This window comes from Kutzneria sp. NPDC052558 (genome assembly GCF_044547355.1).
In the GTDB taxonomy this organism is placed as follows: domain Bacteria; phylum Actinomycetota; class Actinomycetes; order Mycobacteriales; family Pseudonocardiaceae; genus Kutzneria.
In genome coordinates this window covers 29,219-45,585 of record NZ_JBIUAG010000005.1, presented here as the reverse complement: position 1 = coordinate 45,585, position 16,367 = coordinate 29,219, and the positions used below count along the sequence as shown (strand labels likewise).

12 protein-coding genes are annotated in these 16,367 nt (G+C 71.2%); 5 read left to right on the top strand and 7 right to left on the bottom strand.

Translation table 11 applies throughout. The annotated features are described in order from the left end of the window. Nucleotides 1-43 precede the first annotated feature (43 nt). Nucleotides 44-1,270 carry a family 2 encapsulin nanocompartment cargo protein terpene cyclase gene (locus ACIG5F_RS11140; protein WP_396517441.1) on the top strand — a complete coding sequence of 409 codons (1,227 nt, stop codon included), beginning with the start codon at nt 44-46 and terminating at the stop codon, nt 1,268-1,270. A 284-nt stretch (nt 1,271-1,554) separates the two neighbouring features. Here ACIG5F_RS11140 and ACIG5F_RS11135 read toward each other — a convergent pair whose 3' ends face one another. Both ACIG5F_RS11135 and ACIG5F_RS11130 read right to left on the bottom strand, forming a co-directional pair. Further along, nucleotides 1,555-2,403 carry a geranyl diphosphate 2-C-methyltransferase gene (locus ACIG5F_RS11135; protein ID WP_396517440.1) on the bottom strand — a complete coding sequence of 283 codons (849 nt, stop codon included), beginning with the start codon at nt 2,401-2,403 and terminating at the stop codon, nt 1,555-1,557. A gap of 605 nt (nt 2,404-3,008) precedes the next feature. Further along, nucleotides 3,009-4,151 (bottom strand): ATP-binding protein, encoded by a 1,143-nt coding sequence (locus tag ACIG5F_RS11130; protein WP_396517439.1) that lies wholly within the window; start codon nt 4,149-4,151, stop codon nt 3,009-3,011. A 134-nt stretch (nt 4,152-4,285) separates the two neighbouring features. On the opposite strand from ACIG5F_RS11130, the gene ACIG5F_RS11125 reads away from it, so the two are divergent. Beyond that, nucleotides 4,286-5,404, top strand: a complete 1,119-nt coding sequence (locus tag ACIG5F_RS11125; protein ID WP_396517437.1) for a glycosyltransferase — start codon at nt 4,286-4,288, stop codon at nt 5,402-5,404. Nucleotides 5,405-5,590: 186 nt separating this feature from the next. Further along, entirely contained in the window at nt 5,591-7,252 is a 1,662-nt protein-coding gene (locus ACIG5F_RS11120) for an acetolactate synthase large subunit (RefSeq protein WP_396517435.1), read from the top strand. On the opposite strand, the gene ACIG5F_RS11115 is transcribed toward ACIG5F_RS11120, so the two are convergent. Both ACIG5F_RS11115 and ACIG5F_RS11110 read right to left on the bottom strand, forming a co-directional pair. After that, nucleotides 7,253-8,458, bottom strand: a complete 1,206-nt coding sequence (locus tag ACIG5F_RS11115) for a dihydrolipoamide acetyltransferase family protein (RefSeq protein WP_396517433.1) — start codon at nt 8,456-8,458, stop codon at nt 7,253-7,255. It lies immediately after the preceding gene. Continuing rightward, complete coding sequence (locus ACIG5F_RS11110) at nt 8,458-10,608, bottom strand: thiamine pyrophosphate-dependent enzyme (RefSeq protein WP_396517431.1); 2,151 nt, start codon at nt 10,606-10,608, stop codon at nt 8,458-8,460. Before ACIG5F_RS11110 ends, ACIG5F_RS11115 begins: the two co-directional genes overlap by 1 nt. A gap of 96 nt (nt 10,609-10,704) precedes the next feature. Here ACIG5F_RS11110 and ACIG5F_RS11105 point away from each other — a divergent pair, with 96 nt between their 5' ends. Both ACIG5F_RS11105 and ACIG5F_RS11100 read left to right on the top strand, forming a co-directional pair. Next, a complete protein-coding gene (locus ACIG5F_RS11105; protein ID WP_396517429.1) occupies nt 10,705-11,205 on the top strand; it encodes a VOC family protein in 501 nt (166 codons plus the stop codon). Between the two features lie 13 nt (nt 11,206-11,218). Then, the gene (locus tag ACIG5F_RS11100; protein ID WP_396517427.1) at nt 11,219-11,872 is read left to right on the top strand and encodes a GntR family transcriptional regulator; all 654 of its coding nucleotides are present in this window, start codon (nt 11,219-11,221) and stop codon (nt 11,870-11,872) included. Nucleotides 11,873-11,910: 38 nt separating this feature from the next. On the opposite strand, the gene ACIG5F_RS11095 is transcribed toward ACIG5F_RS11100, so the two are convergent. The 3 genes from ACIG5F_RS11095 to ACIG5F_RS11085 form a co-directional block, all read right to left on the bottom strand. Beyond that, the gene (locus tag ACIG5F_RS11095) at nt 11,911-14,148 is read right to left on the bottom strand and encodes a glycoside hydrolase family 3 N-terminal domain-containing protein (protein WP_396517425.1); all 2,238 of its coding nucleotides are present in this window, start codon (nt 14,146-14,148) and stop codon (nt 11,911-11,913) included. A 17-nt stretch (nt 14,149-14,165) separates the two neighbouring features. Then, the gene (locus ACIG5F_RS11090) at nt 14,166-15,410 is read right to left on the bottom strand and encodes an MFS transporter (RefSeq protein WP_396517423.1); all 1,245 of its coding nucleotides are present in this window, start codon (nt 15,408-15,410) and stop codon (nt 14,166-14,168) included. A gap of 442 nt (nt 15,411-15,852) precedes the next feature. Then, entirely contained in the window at nt 15,853-16,356 is a 504-nt protein-coding gene (locus ACIG5F_RS11085) for a DinB family protein (protein ID WP_396517421.1), read from the bottom strand. Nucleotides 16,357-16,367 lie beyond the last annotated feature (11 nt).

The window sequence follows — 16,367 nt, the reverse complement described above, 5'->3', positions numbered from 1 at the left end:
GTTCCAGCGCCCCGAGTTGTGGCCTACTGGCAGCATGTCCCTGATGTCCCGCCTTCTTGCCCCGAGTCTGTCCGGAGACCCCGCGGAGCTGGCGGCGGCGGTGCTGGCCGACATGCGGGCGGCGCCGTCCGTCGAGTTGTCGGCGCTGCTGGCCGACGACACGGAGCAGCGGCCGGCCCCGAGCCTGCTCTTCCTCACCGAACAGCCGTCCACGCTGGGCATGTCGGCCGCCCGCCTGCCGCTGCTGCTGGCCGACCGGCCGGCCGAGCCCGCCCCGCTGCCGCCCGAGCCGGCCGTCGACGAGGACTCCGACGAGGTCCCGGAGCTGTTCTGCCCCGGTCCCGTGCGGGACAATCCCGCGCTCGGCGAGGAGGTCAACGAGCGCATGGTCGAGTGGGCCGGCGAGGTCGGCATCTACGACGGCCGCCTGGACCACCTGCGCTCCTGCGGCTTCGGCCGGCTGACCATGCTCACCCACCCCGGCACCGACGACGCCGACCGCCTGCTCGCCGCGTGCAAGGTCGTGGTGGCCGAGTGGGCCTCCGACGACTACTACCTGGACGAGGAGGAGATGGGCGCGGATCCCGCGCTCACCGCCGCCCGCTTCGGCGTGCTCTACGGCGTCGTCGACCCCGTGACCATGCCCCAGCGCTACCGGCACGAACTCGACCGCTTCATCAAGGAAGAGCCCATCGCGCTGGCCTTCCGCACCAGCATGGAACACCTCGCCCAGTACACCACCACCGCGCAGATGGGCCGTTTCCAGCACCAGATGGCCATCCTGTTCCAGGCCCTGGACCAGAACGCCAGCTGGCGCCAGTCCGGCAAGCGGCCCGCGGTGTGGGAGTACTACATGCACCGCTACCACAACAGCTATCTGCCGCCGATGATCCTCGTCGACGCCGTCGCCGGCTACGAGCTGCCCGCCCAGGAGTTCTACCACCCACGCCTGCGCCGGGCCTTCACCATGGCCGGCATGGCCGCCGTGCTGCTCAACGACCTGCACTCCATGGACAAGGAGGCCGACGACGACATCAGCCTCCCCATCGCCCTCATGGAGGAGGAGGGCCTGTCCCGGCCCCAGGCCGTCAAGCGCACCGTCGAGATCCACAACGAGCTCATGCGCGGCTTCGTCGCCGAGGCCGCCGCCATGTACCTCGAGGGAACCCCCATGCTGCAACGCTTCCTGGCCGACACCTGGGCCTGGTGCGGCGGCAGCCGCGAATGGCACGCCACCAGCCCCCGCTACCACCAGGCCGACCAGTCCTGACCGCACACCGGATTCGAGGCCCGCATCCCCCGGATGCGGGCCTCTTTCGTGCCAGGAAAGGCCCGACACTGGGCGTTTTTTGTGTCATGAAGGGCCCCATACTGACGTTGAACGCCAGGAAGGGCCCCTTCATGACGTCTGGTGTCATGAAGGGGCCCTTCCTGGCGTTGGGCGAGAGGATCGGTCCCTTGATCTTGGAGGTGTCGGGACGGGGCCGCGTGGTCCACCGGGCATGCCGACGGGCCCGTGTCCGATGTGGACACGGGCCCGGGTTTGCTTGCCGGCTAGGCGATTCGGTCGGCGGCGATCAGCAGGTAGTGGAAGCTGCCCTCGCGGTAGGCCTGGAGGAACGGCGCCTCGACGCCGGTGGCCACCGAGGACCGCTCCCGCAGCTCCCAGTAGGGAATGGTGTCCGCGGTCAGGTCGGTCACGGCGATCGGCACGAGCTTGTTGGCGGCCATGGCCTTGAAGTACTCGCTGCGGGGGTGGATGTTGCACGTGTAGTGCTGGTCGATCTGGCTCACGGCCTTCGACCGGCCGCCGGTCACGTCGTTGTAGCAGCCGGTGATGGTGACGTAGCGGCCGCCGATCTCCAGCTGCCGCGAGTGCTCGGCGAACAGCTGGTGCAGGTCGACGTACATGGTGCTCTCGTTGTTCCAGATGGCCTTGCGGCTGCCGTCCTCGAAGCCGGTGTCGAGCATGTTGCGGAAGTGGTAGCGCACCTTGTCCGAGACGCCGCGCCGACGGGCCTGCTCGTTGGCGAACTGCATCTGCGTCTCGGAGATGGTGACGCCGTCGGCGTAGCAGCCGAAGCGCTGGTTGGCCATGATGCTGGTGCCGCCGCGCCCGCAGCCGGCGTCCAGCACCGCGTCCTCGGGGCCGACGTCGCCGAGATGGTCGAGCAGCACCTCGGCCTGCGCGGTCTCCAGGCGGTGCATCTCCGCGATCACGGCCTCGTCCGGCCCGTCCAGCACGGCCGGATCGTAGGCGCCGAGCCCGTAGTGGTGGTGGTAGAGGCCGTCGACGTCACCGAGCCGCAGGTTGACCGGGTCCTTCTCGTTGTTCCAGTACTCAGCGACCGAACGCTGGTAGTCGCTGCGGAGGACCGGCCGTGCGCGGTGGGTTGTCGTCATGCGCGAGCTCCTTCAACCGTGCGGACGTGCGCCATCGATCATCGGTGGCAGAAAAGGGACTTCCCGGCGTCGCTGTGGTCGACGTCAGCGGGACGCAGTGCGGGGTGGCCGGCCGGCCCAGCCGAGGCTAGCACCGGCTTTCCGGACCACCACAGTCCCTCAACAGGGTGGTGTGCCACTACTCCGATGTGGACATGCGCTGGGTAGAACTCGTTGCTCCGTGCGGGTGATGCGCGGTAACCCGGACGTGCGGCGGCCGGTGATCGTTGCCCCAAAAGGGAAATCCGACGCCGGCCTTCGATCGGTTCGGCCACTGGTGTTATCTGCCAAGGGAAAACCCATTCCCCCAGGCCACCGGCGACGCGGCCGTCCCGGCCCTGCCGTCCCGGGCGCCCGAAACGCGGCGCCGCCACCCGGGCCCGCGTCATCCGGACGGCCGAGTCGCACCAACGGCCCAAGGGCATGCTCACCCCGGCCGCCGTTCACTCCGACGGCCGATGGCCGCCACCGGTGGTTTCCAGCCAGACATGGGAAGTCTGGGTCATCCCACGGTCAGCCGGTGGACCCGGCCAGTCGCCGAACCGGTCCACCGGCGATCCAGCGGGTCAGTGGTCCAGCCAGTCGGCGAACGCCAGCCGGCACTCATCGTCCCGCGCGGCCAGTGCGGCGAGGGCGGCGGGATGCAGTGCGGCGATGCCGGCCATCCGGGACGGCCACATCCGGGCCAGATCCACGAGATGGTCCCGGACGCACCGGCCCAACTGCTCACGGACGGCCGCCAGCCGGTCGTTCTCGACGAAGCCGTCCCGGGCCGTGGCGGGGAGCAGATCGTCGGCGTCGATCACGCAGCGGACGAAGTCGACCCAGTCCGGCAACAGCTGACCGGCCGACTCGGACAGCAGCATCCGCCGCAGGTGCACCCGATCGCGGCCGGGGCTCGCCGCGTGCGGCAGCACGAAGGCCACGCCGCGGACGCCGTCGGCGTGCAGCGGGATCGCGTCCAGCGGCACCAGGTCCAGGACCCGGCGGGCGTACGAGAGAGCGCTCTCCCGCGCCTGGTCCATGGTCAGCGCCGGCAGTTCCCACGGCGGCGGCTCCTCGTTGACCTGCGTCGCCCCGACCCGGACGGGAAGGTCCAGCAGGCCACCGTAGTGCCGGGCCAGCCACGACACCCGGTCGAAGGTCAGCTCGACGCCCGCTCGGGCCCGCAGGCGCACCTGCGTGCCGACCGGGAGAGCGCTCTCCACAACCGTGATCTCGTGGGTGCCGTCGCAACGCCCCTGCCACCGCCACACCCGCGCCTCCGGATCCCGGGCGGAGCGAGTGGTCACGGTGACCTCGTCGGCGACCAGGAAGCACGCGAGCAGCCCGACGCCGAACTGTCCGACGTGGTCCCGATTTCGCGACGGCTCGCGGCGGCCTGGGTGCCGTCGCACCGTCTCGTACCGCCCCGAGTTGCCGCCGATCGTGGCCAGCAGCTCGACCAGCTCGGCCCCGGTCAGGCCGATGCCGTTGTCGGTGATCACGAGCTCCGGCCGGCCGTCCAGCGGGTCCGTCACGTCGATCTGCACGGAGCCGGCCAGCCCGGGCTCCAGACGCCGACGCTCGGCGACGGCGTCCATGGCGCTCTGCAACAGGTCCCGGAGATAGACGTCCGGACTGCGGTAGAGGTGCCGCGACAGCAGGTCGGCCAGGCCACGCAGGTCCACCCGGGCGGCGGGCATGGCAGTCGGATACGGCGTGCGCACGCGGTGATTCTGGGGCGGCCGCCGCGCCTCTAGCATCGGGCAAACCCCTAGCCTTCGGCCCGAACGCGCGATCGCGGGGGCACAGCGACACGGCGACCGCACCCAGCCGTGCCGGCTGTGGGAGCCTGGGTGGCATGGGCAAGGGGGCGATTCTCGGTTCGGCGGCGCTGGCGCTGGTCTCGGCGGCCCGTTCGGCGCGCACGGTGGCGACCTGGCGGACGGTTCGGCCGCTGCCGGAGGCGCCGCTGGACAAGGGCAAGGTCAGCGTCGTGATCCCGGTGCGTGACGAGGAGTCCACGATCGACGGCTGTCTGGCCTCGCTGCGCACCCAGCGGCACTCCGACCTGGAGATCGTGGTGGTCGACGACGCGTCGACCGATCGCACCGTGGAGATCGTGCGGCAACACGTGGCCGAGGATCCGCGGGTGCGGCTGGTCCGGACCGACGGGCCGCCGCCGGGCTGGGCCGGCAAGGTGCACGCCATGTACCGGGGCGTGGCCGAGACCAGCGGCGAGTGGCTGCTGTTCGTCGACTCCGACACCGAATCCGCCCCCGACCTGGTCGGCAAGCTGGTGGCCGCGGCGGCCCGCGACGACGCCGACCTGATCACCACGCCCGGCCGGGCGACCGTGCCCAACAGCGGCTGGTGGCTGCTGCTGGCCCCGACCAACGTGCTGCTGTTCGACACCGCCTCCCCGGACGGCAGCCGGGGCAAGGCCGTCGGCATCGGGCACTGCATCCTGGTCAGCCGGGCCGCGTACGACCGTACCGGCGGTTGGAGAGCGCTCTCCGGCGAGCACGCCGACGATGTCGCGTTCGCCACCGCCGTCCGGGACGCCGGCGGCCGAACCCGGCTCGTGGACGGCATGGACTCGATCACCTCGTCCGGCCTGGACTCCTTCGGCGCCGTCTGGCGGTCCCAGCGCAAGAGCATGGTCGCCGGCGGGGCCATGGTCGGCGGCCCCGCCGCCGGCGCCGCCGCGCTGGGCCTCGGCGGTCTCCTGCACATCGCCTACGGCGTCGCCCCGGTGCTGATGTCCTTGCGCGGCAATGGATTCGTGCGCCTGGCCGGCCTCGCCGCCTGGGCCGCCCAGGCCGCCGCCCACCGCACGTACATGGTGGCCAGCCACCAGTCCGGCGCCACCGCCGTGCTCGCCCCCGTCGCCAACGCCACCTTCGGCGCGCAGATGCTGGACGCCGCGTGGCGCTCGGTCCGCGGCGGGAACCTGTGGAAGGGCCGCGACATCCGCTAGCGCCAGGTGACCCGGCCGCCACCTCCATCACCACGTCCACCACCCGCTCCTCAGCCCGGTCGGTCAGCATCCCGGCCAGGACGCAGCGGCACTCGTACGCGTCCGAATGCCCGCGCGCCGCTTGCCGAGGTGTGAAAGGCGGCTCACCCGTGCGCCCGCCTGGGCCGAAAGTGGTAAGCCTGAGATATGGCGGAGCAGCGTGACGGCCGGACGGCCGCCGATCTGATCGTGGAATGCCTGCTGGCCGAGGGCGTCGAGGTGGTGTTCGGCATCCCGGGCGAGGAGAACATGAGGCTGACCAACGCCTTGGACGCCTCGCCAATCCGATACGTGCTGACCCGGCACGAGCAGGCGGCGTCGTTCATGGCCGAGATGTACGGCCGGGTCACCGGCAAGGCCGGCGTGGTCTCGGCCACCCTGGGGCCGGGGGCGATCAACCTGCAACTGGGCGTGGCCGACGCGACCACCAACTCGACGCCGCTGGTGGCGATCTCCGCGCAGGTGGGGCAGTTCCGGGAATACAAGGAGTCGCACCAGTTCGTGGACCTGGTGAGCCTGTTCGCGCCGATCACCCAGTTCTCCGGCAGCGTGCCGTCGGCCGCGGCGGTGCCGGAGATGCTGCGCCGCGCGTTCAAGACCGCGCAGAGCGAACGCCCGGGCGCGGTGTACCTGGCGGTGCCCGAGGACGTCGAGGTGGAGTCGGCCGCAGCCGAGCTGAAGCCATTGCCGCTCAACGTGGTTCACCCCGAGGCGCCGTCCGCCAGCCAGGTCGGGCGGGCCGCCGCCATCCTGCGCGAGGCCCGGAATCCGGTGCTGCTGGCCGGGCACGGAGCCGCCCGCAACCACGCGGGCGCCGCGCTGGTCCGGTTCGCCGAGCACACCGGCGTCGCCGTCGCGACCACGTTCCACGGCAAGGGCGTGCTGGCCGACGACCACCCGAACTCCATGGGCACCATCGGTTTCATGCGCCGCGACTACGCCAACTTCGGCTTCGACCAGGCCGACGTGATCATCGCCGTCGGCTACGAGCTCCAGGAGTTCGACCCGGTCAAGATCAACCCGGACGGCGACAAGCAGATCATCCACATCCACCGGTTCCCGGCCGAGGTGGACGCGCACTACTCGGTGTCGGTGGGCATCGAGGGCGACATCAGCGCCTCGCTGGACGCCCTGCGCGAGGCCGTGCCGGCCCGAGGGACCCCCACCGGGGCGGCCAAGATCCGCGAGCTGGTGGCCGACGAGCTGGCCCGCGGCCAGCAGGACGACCGGTTTCCCCTGTCACCGCAACGGATCGTGGCCGACACCCGGGCCGCGCTCGGCCGGGACGACATCGTGCTGGTCGACACCGGCGCGGTGAAGATGTGGATGGCGCGGCTGTACCCGACCTACTCCGCCAACACCTGCCTGATCTCCAACGGCCTGTCCACCATGGGTTTCTCCCTGCCCGGCGCGCTCGGCGCGCACCTGGCCCGGCCCGACCGGCGGGTGCTGGCCGTGACCGGCGACGGCGCGTTCCTCATGCACTCGCAGGAGATCGAGACCGCCGTGCGCGAGCACCTGCCGCTGACCGTGCTGGTGTGGGAGGACAGCGGCTACGGCCTGATCGAGTGGAAGATGAGGCTGGAGACCGGCACGGTGTCCAACGTCCACTTCCGCAACCCCGAGATCACCCAGTACGCCGCCAGTTTCGGGGCCACCGGCTACCACGTGACCCAGGCGGCCGACCTGCTGCCCACGCTCCGCAAGGCCCTCGACGACGACGGCGTCTCCATCGTCGTGGCCCCCGTGGACTACGCGGAGAACATCAGCCTCACCGACCGCCTGGGCGGGCTCACCGACCCCCTGTGATCACGCGACCAGGCGCAGCGGCTGTTCCAGCGCGGTGACCAGGGCCGCCATCCATTGTGCGGCAAGGGATCCGTCGATGGCCCGGTGGTCGACCGAGAGCACCAGCGTCAGCTGGGTCGCCACGGTCAGCTCGCCGTCCACGACCGTCGGCGCGGGTTTGCCCGCGCCGACGGCGAGGATGGCCGACTGCGGCGGGTTGATGATCGCGGCGAACTCGTCGACCCCGTACATGCCAAGGTTGCTCACCGCGATCGTGCCGCCCTCGAGATCCCGTTGCAGCAGCCGGCCTTCGTCGGCCTGCCGGGCGAATCCCCTGACCTGGGCCGAGATCGCGCTGAGCGACAGGCTGGAGACGTTGCGCAGCACCGGGGTCACCAGCCCGCGGGCCGAGGCGATGGCCACGCCGATGTCGACCGTGCGGTAGCGCCGCATCGCCTCGTCGGTCCAGATCACGTTCGCGTCCGGCACGGCCGTGTGCGCCACCGCGACCGCCCTGACGACCAGGTCGTTGACCGAGATCTTCTCCGGTGACACCGCGTTGAGCTGCTTGCGCAACGCCAGCAAGTCGTCGATGCGGGCCGTCCTGCGGACGTAGAAGTGCGGGACGGACTGCTTGGACGCGGTCAGCCGACTCGCGATGACCGCGCGGACCCGGCTGTGCGGGATCTCCTCGAAGGCGCCGGCGTCAGCGGCCATCGTCTTGGGAGCGGGAACCGCAGGTTCTGGGATCACCGTGATCTGCTTGCTCGCTTGGGCGATCGCCGCTTCCACGTCCTTGCGGACGATCCGGCCGTTCGGTCCGGTGCCGGCGACCGCGTCGAGCGGGATTCCCGCTTCCTTCATCATCTTCCGGGCCAGCGGACTGGCGAAGATCCGCTCGGGCCGACCGTCAGCCAGCTGCTGACCGGCGGAAGTCCCGGCCGCGACGCCGTTGCCCAACTCCGCCAGGACCGCCGAGACGTCCTCCCCCGGCACGCCCAGCACGGCGATCGGCGCGCCGACCTCCACAGTGGACCCGCCGTCGACCAACCGGCGCAGGATCGTCGCGCCGGACTCGGCTTCGACCTCCACGGCCGCCTTGTCGGTCTCCAGCACGGCGATGGCCGCGCCGGCCTCGAAGGCGACGTTCTCCGGCACCAGCCACTCGGTCAGCACGGCCTCGGTGGAGCCGGTGGCGACCTCGGGGACTCGCAGCAACGTGGCCATCAGCCGATCCTCCGCAACGCCTCGACGACTTCCTCGGCACGGGCGATGGCGGCCCGCTCCAGCACCTTGCTGATGCTGGGCGAGGCCTCTCCCCCGGTGACGCGTTCGACCGGGGCGTCGAGCCAGTCGAACAGCCGGCGCTGGATCTCGTCGGCCAGGCGGCCGCCGTAGGACGTGCCCCGGGCGCCCTGTTCGACGATGAGCACCCGGTTGGTCTTGCGCACGCTGCGTTCGATGGTGTCCCAGTCGAGACTGGCCCAGTCCAGCCACCGCAGGTCGATGAGGTCGGCGCTGACGTCGACGATGTCCAACGCCTCAAGGCAGTGGCTGACCATCGACAGATAGCTGATCACGGTGAGGGAGTCGCCCTCGCGCCGCAGGGCGGCTTTGCCGACCGGCAGCCGGTAGTCGAAGTCGGCGACGGGGCCGATGCCCTTGGACCCGTAGAGGTCCACGTGTTCCAGCACGACAACCGGGTCGTCGCAGGCGATGGCGGTGTTCATCAGGCCGACGTAGTCGAACGGGTTGGAGGGGGCGACGACCCGCAGCCCGGCGGCGGTGGTGAGGATGCCGGCCGGGTCCATCGAGTGCTGGGAGCCGTAGCCGGTGCCGGCCGCGAGCTTGCTGCGCAGCACGAAGGGCACGCTGCCGTGGCCGCCGAACATGTGCCGGGCCTTGGCCACCTGGTTGAACAGCTGATCGGCGGCGACCCACATGAAGTCGGCGTACATGAACTCGACGATGGGCCGGGCGCGGCCGTCGATGGCCATGCCGCCGGCGAGGCCGGTGAAGGCGTTCTCGCTGATCGGGGTGCCGAGCACCCGGTCGGGAGAGCGCTCTATCGCCGCTTTGGTCGCGCCGTTGGTGCCGCCTTTGAGCCGGTGCACGTCCTCGCCGAGCACGACCACTCGGAGATCGCTCTCCAAGCGCCGGGCCAGCACGTCGCTGACCACGTCGATGAATCGCCGCTCGGCCAGCTCGCCGGAGAACCCGTCCTGCTCCTCGTACCGGCTGCCGTCCAGTTCGGACAGATCGCCGCGCACGCCGACGTCCACGAAGGCCGGATCGGGCCAGGCGGAGTCGCGGACCGCCCGGCCGTCCGGGGTGAGGAAGCCGGCGCTGATCTCCCGCAGCACGGCCTGCACCTCGTCCCGCGAAGCGTCGATCTCCTCGGCGGTGGCCAGCCCCCGGGCCAACACCTGCCGGCGCAGCAGGTCGATGGGATCCCTGTCCCGCCAGGCCTTTTCCTCGTCCTTGCTGCGATAGCCGAAGGCGCTGCCCGGGTACGGGCCGTTCTGGTGGAGGTACCGGTACAGGTCGGCCTCGATGATCGTCGGCCCGCCGCCCGAGCGCATCACCGCCAGCGCCTCGGTCATGGCCAGGTGCACGGCCAATGGATCCATTCCGTCGACCCGCCAGCTGGGGATCTTGAACCCGAGCCCGCGCGCCGACAGCCGGGTCTCGGCGGTGGCCTCGGCGACGCCGGTGGACACCGCGTACTGGTTGTTCTCGATGAAGAAGCAGACCGGCAGCTTCCAGGCCGCGGCGAGGTTGAACGTCTCCAGCACCGAGCCGATGTTCACGGCCCCGTCGCCGAAGTACGTCACGGTCACGGCGTCGCCGGCCCGCCGCTGGTTCCAGGCGAAGCCGGCGGCCTGCGGCACACCGCCGCCGACGATGGCGTTGGTGCCCATCGCTCCGGCCTCACGCCACTGGAGGTGCATCGATCCGCCGCGACCGCTGCTGTAGCCCTCGGCCAGGCCGCAGATCTCGGCCAGGGTCCGCCGCAGCACGGTGTGCACGTCGTCGTCGAGCACCGGCAGCTCGCCGGCCTTGGCCTTGCCGACGTGCCCGAAGGCCTTGGCCAGGAACTGGTGGTGACCGCGGTGCGAGCCGTTGACGTAGTCGTCGCTGCGCAGCGGCAGCACGGAGCCGACGGCCCCGCCCTCCTGGCCGATGCTGGAGTGCGCGGGCCCGTGCACCAGGCCCCGGCCGGCCAGGTCGAGCACGTGCTCCTCGAACGATCGGATCCATTGGGCCCGCCCGAGCAGGGTGAGCAGCAGGTCGCCGTCGGCCTCGTCCCAGTCCCGCTGTGTGGTGCGCAGCAGGACCCAGGGCGCGCCGGCGGCCAGGTCCTCACGATCGGGCATGCCCGCCTCCATTGGATCCAATCGGCACGATATGCAGTACACTATGCGAGGTCACCACCACGAACGCAAGCCTCATTGGATCCAATGGAGGTTACAGTGCCCCTGCCGGGAGTGACCGGCGTCGACCATGTCGGCGTCACCGTGCCGGACATCGAGCAGGCCCACGAGTTCTTCACCGACGTGCTGGGCTGCGAGTACATGTATCGGCTCGGCCCCTACCGCGACGAGGGCCGCTGGATGAGCGAGCACCTCGGCGTGGACGACCGGGCGGTGATGCGGGAGCTGCGGTTCTACCGCCTCGGCGGCCGGGCGATCTTCGAGGTCTTCCAGTACGAGGCGCCGGTCCACCAGGTCGTGCCGCCGCGCAACTCCGACGTCGGCGGCCACCACATCGCGCTGTACGTCGAGGATCTGGACGCCGCCGTCGCCGATCTGCGCCGGCGCGGGCTCACCGTGCTCGGCGAGCCGACCGCCAGCAAGGGGCCGAGTGAGGGCCAGCGGTGGGTGTACTTCCTGTCGCCGTGGGGGATGCAGTGTGAGCTAGTGTCCTATCCCGACGGAAAAGCCTTCGACCACCGCCCGGAGGCGTTCGACTGAGGGGATGGCGAGCGTGGCCGTACCGGAGGGCGTGGCCAGCCGGCGCATCGCCGACGAGCTGCGCGACCGGATCCTGGCCGGCCGGCTGGCCCCCGGCGCCCGGATCGTGCAGGACGAGCTGGCCGAGGAGCTCAACACCAGCCGGCTGCCGGTGCGCGAGGCGCTGCGCATCCTCGAGTCCGGCGGCCTGGTCACCCTGCGCGCCAACCAGGGCGCCTGGGTGACCTCGATGGACATGCACGGGTGCGAGCTCAGCTACAAGATCCGCGAACGGCTGGAACCCTTGCTGCTGGCCGAATCCGCGCCGCGACTGTCCGATGAGGACATCGACGCCATGGCGGCGTTGCAGGACCGGATCGAGGCCTGCACCGACGTCGAGGAGTTCCTGCAACTGGACCGGCGGCTGCACTGGGCCGTGTACCGCCACCACGACGCCGGGGATCTGCCGACGATGGTGAACCGCCTATGGGACACCACCCAGCACTATCGGAGAGCGTTCTCCCGGCTGGCCGGCGAGCAGCGGCGGTGGATCATCAACGCCGAGCACCGGCTGCTGATCCAGGCCCTGCGGGACCGTGACCACGGCTGCGCCGAACGGGTGCTGGAACTGCACATCCGCCGGACCCGGGTCGAGCTGGTCAAGCACCCGGAGCTGTTCGAGCACTGACAAGGGCCGTGCGGGAGCACGGCCCTTGTCACCTCACGTCAGGAGATCGTGAACCGGGCGGCCAGCAGGTCGCGCGGGCGCGAGGAGTGGCCGACCAGCAGGTCGAACTCGCCGGACTCGACGATGCGGCGGCCGTCGGCGGTGACCAGCGTGCAGTCGGCGGCCGGCAGCTCGAGCGCCACCCGGACCGACTCCCCCGCCGGCACGTCGATCTGCTTGTACGCCTTGAGTTCCCGGTCGGCCCAGGTCACCGAGGTGATCAGGTCGCGGACGTACACCTGCACGGTCTCGCGCGCCGGCCGGCTGCCGGTGTTGGCCACGGTGACCTCGGCCCGCACGGTGTCGGCCGGGCCGAGGGCCGGCGTGTGGATCTCCAGGTCCGAGTACTCCAGGGTGGTGTAGCTCAGGCCCTCGCCGAAGGCGAACATCGGGTCCTGGGTGAAGTCGGCGTAGCGGTGGCCGTGCTGGCCGCGGATCTGGTTGTAGTAGATGGGTTGCTGCCCGACGTGCCGGGCCACCGAGATCGGCAGCCGGCCGCTGGGCTCGATCAGGCCCAGCAGCAGCTCGGCGATCGCCCGGCCGCCCTTCATGCCCGGGTTGAACGCCTGCACGATCGCGGCGGCGTTCTCGGCCGACGGCGGCAGCACCAGCGGCTTGGAGCTGATCACCACCACCACGACCGGCTTTCCGGTCCGGGCCAACGCGTCCAGCAGTGCGATCTGCCCGCCGACCAACTCCAGCGTTGCGGTCGAACGGGCCTCGCCGACCAGCCCGATGGTGTCGCCCACGACCGCGACGACGACATCTGACGCCTCGGCCGCGGCGACCGCCTCAGCGATCAGCGCCGGGTCGGCCGGCTCGGGCCGCACGACCTCAGGCGCGGGCTGGCCGTCCGGCAGCACGGTGCCGTCCGGGTCCGGGCCGAACGTGGCGATGCGGGCGCCGAGCGCGTGCGTGACCGTCCACTCCGGAGGGACGACCGCGCGCAGTCCATCCAGGACAGTCTCGGTGAGGTGGCGCGGATGACCGTCCGGCAGCCAGTCCACCTGGCCGGAAGCGCCGGCCCAGTCGCCCAGTTGCGCGTCCACGTCGTCGGCGTTCGGGCCGACCACGGCCACCTTCACCTGGCCGCCGCCCAGTGGCAGCGTGCCGTCGTTGGTCAGCAGCACCAGGCTGCGCCGAGCCATTTCCAGGTTCACGGCCGTGTGCTCGGCGTTGCCGACGTACAGCTTCTGCCGCTCGGGGTCGGGCACACGGGGGTTCTCGAACAGGCCCAGCTCGAACTTCAGGGTGAGGATCCGGCGCACCGCCGCGTCGATGTCCACTTCGGACAGAATGCCGCGGGCCACCGCGTCCTGCGCGCCCTGGTAGAACTGGGGCGTGGTCAGCACGAGGTCGTTGCCGGAGCGCACCGCGAGCGCGGCCGCCTCGGCGTGGTCGGCGCAGATCTGCTGCTCCCACACCATGCGGCCGACGTTGTCCCAGTCGGTGACCAGCGTGCCCGAGTACTTCCACTCGTCGCGCAGGACGTCCTTGAGCACCCACTGGTTCGCGGTGATCGGCACGCCGTCGATGGCCTGGTAGCCGATCATGAAGGTGCGGCAGCCCTCGCGGGCCACCCGCTCGAACGGCGGCAGGAACCAGGAGCGCAGCTTGCGCCGGGACAGGTCGGCCTCGGTGGCGTCCCGGCCGCCCTGGGTCTCCGAGTAGCCGGCGAAGTGCTTGGCGCAGGCCAGGATCGCGGTCGGGTCGGACAGGCCGTCGCCCTGGTAGCCGCGGACCATGGCCGAGCCGTACTCGCCGATCAGGAACGGGTCCTCGCCGAAGGTCTCGTCGACCCGGCCCCAGCGCAGGTCGCGGGTGATGCACAGCACCGGGGAGAACGTCCAGTGCACGCCGGTGGTGGACACCTCGACCGCGGTGACCCTGGCCGCCCGCTCGACCAGGGCCGGGTCCCAGGAGCAGGCCATGCCCAGCTGTGTCGGGAAGATGGTGGCGCCGGGCCAGAAGGAGTGGCCGTGGATGCAGTCCTCGCCGGTGAGCAGCGGGATGCCCAGCCGGGTCCGGGCGGCCAGGTCCATGGCCAGCACCAGGTTCTCCGGCGAGGTGTGCAGGATGGCGCCGACGTGGTAGTCGTCGATCAGCTCCCGCACGCCGCCGCGGGCGTCCAGGTGCAGCATCTGACCGATCTTCTCCGGCAGCGTCATCCGGGCCAGCAGGTCGTCGATGCGCTCGGCGACGGGAAGGGCCGGATCACGGTAAGGCTGGTCGACCACCTGCGTTGCTCCTGTCTTCACTGGTTGTCGAGTGCCCGGTGGCGGTCCGGGTCCACGGGCGCGAGCGGACGGGTGGCCTGCGCCAGGCACAGCGCGACCACCTGTAGTGCGGCCACCGCGAGCAGGGCCCGCAGGATCGTCACGTGATCACCGAGCAGGCCCAGCAGCGGCGGCCCGGCGAAGCTGGCGATCTTCGCGACCGAGGACGCCACGGTGACCCGGCCGGCGGCGTGCGCCGGGTCGTCCGCGGCCGCGCTCATGCCGACCGGATAGCCGAAAGCCACGCCTGCGCCCCACAGGGCGGTTCCCACGAAGGCTAGCGGAACGGCGGGGGCGAAGATGAACAACAGAAGGCCGAGCACGGCGACCGCGCCCTGGATCCGCAGCACGACCACCCGCCCGTGGCGGTCGAGCAGCCGCGGGCCGAACCAGCGGGTGGCGGTCATGGCGGCCAGGAAGGTCGCGTACGCCAGGGTGCCCAGCGCCGGCGACGTGCGGTAGCCGTCGACCAGGCTGACGCCGGTCCAGTCGTTGCCGGCGCCCTCGCTGAAACCGGCGGCCAGCACGAACACGCCGATCATCAGCGTGCGGGGCTCGCGCCAGTACCGCAGGGTGCTGTGCGGCCTGGGATCGTCCTTTGTGGAGTGACGCTCGTCCGGCAGGAATCCCCGCACGGCGTAAGGGAGAACCACGGCGACCGCCACCGCGACGATCGTCAGATGCACGGGCACCGGCACGTCCAGCTGCACCATCGCGGCGCCCAACAGCGCGCCGGCCACCGTTCCGACGCTGTAGCCGGCGTGGAACCGTGGCATGATCGACCGGCCCAGGCGGCGCTCCACCACCGTGCCCTGGATGTTCATCGCGACGTCCCAGACCGAGCTGAACAGCCCGAACAGCAGCATGCCGCCGGCGAACACCGGCGCGCCGAGCCGGTCGCCCAGGCCGATCAGGACCAGCGCGACGCCGGAGAGCGCGGAGGTCCAGGCCACCGCGCGGCCCTGGCCGAGCCGGGTCACCACGCGGCCGGAGAAGGGGCGGGAGATCAGCGCGCCGGCCGCGCCGGCGAGCAGGATCGCGCCCAGCTGGCCGGTGTCCAGGCCCAGGTCGACGCGGATCTGCGGGAGCCGGGCCAGGCCGCTGGACAGGAGCACGCCACTGCCGGCGAACGCGGCGTAGGTGGCCCTGGTGGCGGCGCGCACCGTCGCCGGCCGCTGCGCGGTCGGCTGGACAGTGGTCATGGCGGCGCGTCGCCCGGGCACGCGCCAATTTCTACCATATGGTCAAGATTGATGGAAGCGCTCTCACAGCGTGGTGACGGGTCATCGGCCCAGTGTCCGGCACGACGGCCGCGCCGGTGTCGATCAGTGACCGGAAGTCACTCCTTCCGCCCAGTGATCCGGCCCGCCAGCCTCCTGGCGAACCGACCCCGGGCCGCGCGGCATCCGGCTCCGGGGCACGGGAAGCTCCCCCACGCGGCAGACTGGGGTACCGGCCGCGGGAGGGAGCTGGTCTCGGCGGATCGCCGTGGCGTATCCACCACCGACAGTAGGTGCGTTGGCCGCGACCGACAACGCCGCCGCGCGAAACGGGTCCGGAGGCTGCCCGAACGTCCGGAAACCGCACTACCGGAACGCTTTTCGGCAATTCCGGGTCGGCCCCCGCGCCCGATCGGCCGAGCCCGAACGGTCTCCGGATTTCCGGTCAGCCCAGCCCGTCCAGCTGGCCCCGGATGTCCCGCAAGTGGTGCTGCGCCTCGTGCACGGTGTGCACGGCCACCCAGCGCAGCGACCGCAGCTGCGGCTCCGGCCAGGAGTACACCATCTCGTTGTCCCAGTCCGGGTCCAGCCGGTCCAGCACATTGCCGAACAGCGCGGCCGCGTCGACCAGTTGCCGGGCCACGTCGTTCGGGTCCTGCTCGGCGTAGCCATCGTGCTCGACGCGGGCGTCGCGACCCATGGTCGTGGGCGTGAATCCGCTATCCCAACGGGCGGTCAGCACCCGCTCGCGCTGCATCAGGAACACGTCCCGGAGGTGGCAGCCGTACTCCAGCGGCGACCAGACCTCCGGACGGCGGCGCGTGGCCAGGTCCGCCGGCGTCCTGAGCACCTCGGCGACCTCGCCGGCCAGCCGCCGGATGGTGGCGGCGGCAGCCGGCGCGTCGTCGACGTCGTAGCGGAAGCCGCACTCGGCGCAGAGATCGTCCACGCACGGATGCT

Excerpts from the sequence above, each read along its gene's own strand:
- ACIG5F_RS11140 (WP_396517441.1), top strand. The coding sequence starts at position 44 with ATGTCCCGCCTTCTTGCCCCGAGTCTGTCCGGAGACCCCGCGGAGCTG.
- ACIG5F_RS11135 (WP_396517440.1), bottom strand. The coding sequence starts at position 2,403 with ATGACGACAACCCACCGCGCACGGCCGGTCCTCCGCAGCGACTACCAG.
- ACIG5F_RS11125 (WP_396517437.1), top strand. The coding sequence starts at position 4,286 with ATGGGCAAGGGGGCGATTCTCGGTTCGGCGGCGCTGGCGCTGGTCTCG.
- ACIG5F_RS11120 (WP_396517435.1), top strand. The coding sequence starts at position 5,591 with ATGGCGGAGCAGCGTGACGGCCGGACGGCCGCCGATCTGATCGTGGAA.
- ACIG5F_RS11115 (WP_396517433.1), bottom strand. The coding sequence starts at position 8,458 with ATGGCCACGTTGCTGCGAGTCCCCGAGGTCGCCACCGGCTCCACCGAG.
- ACIG5F_RS11110 (WP_396517431.1), bottom strand. The coding sequence starts at position 10,608 with ATGCCCGATCGTGAGGACCTGGCCGCCGGCGCGCCCTGGGTCCTGCTG.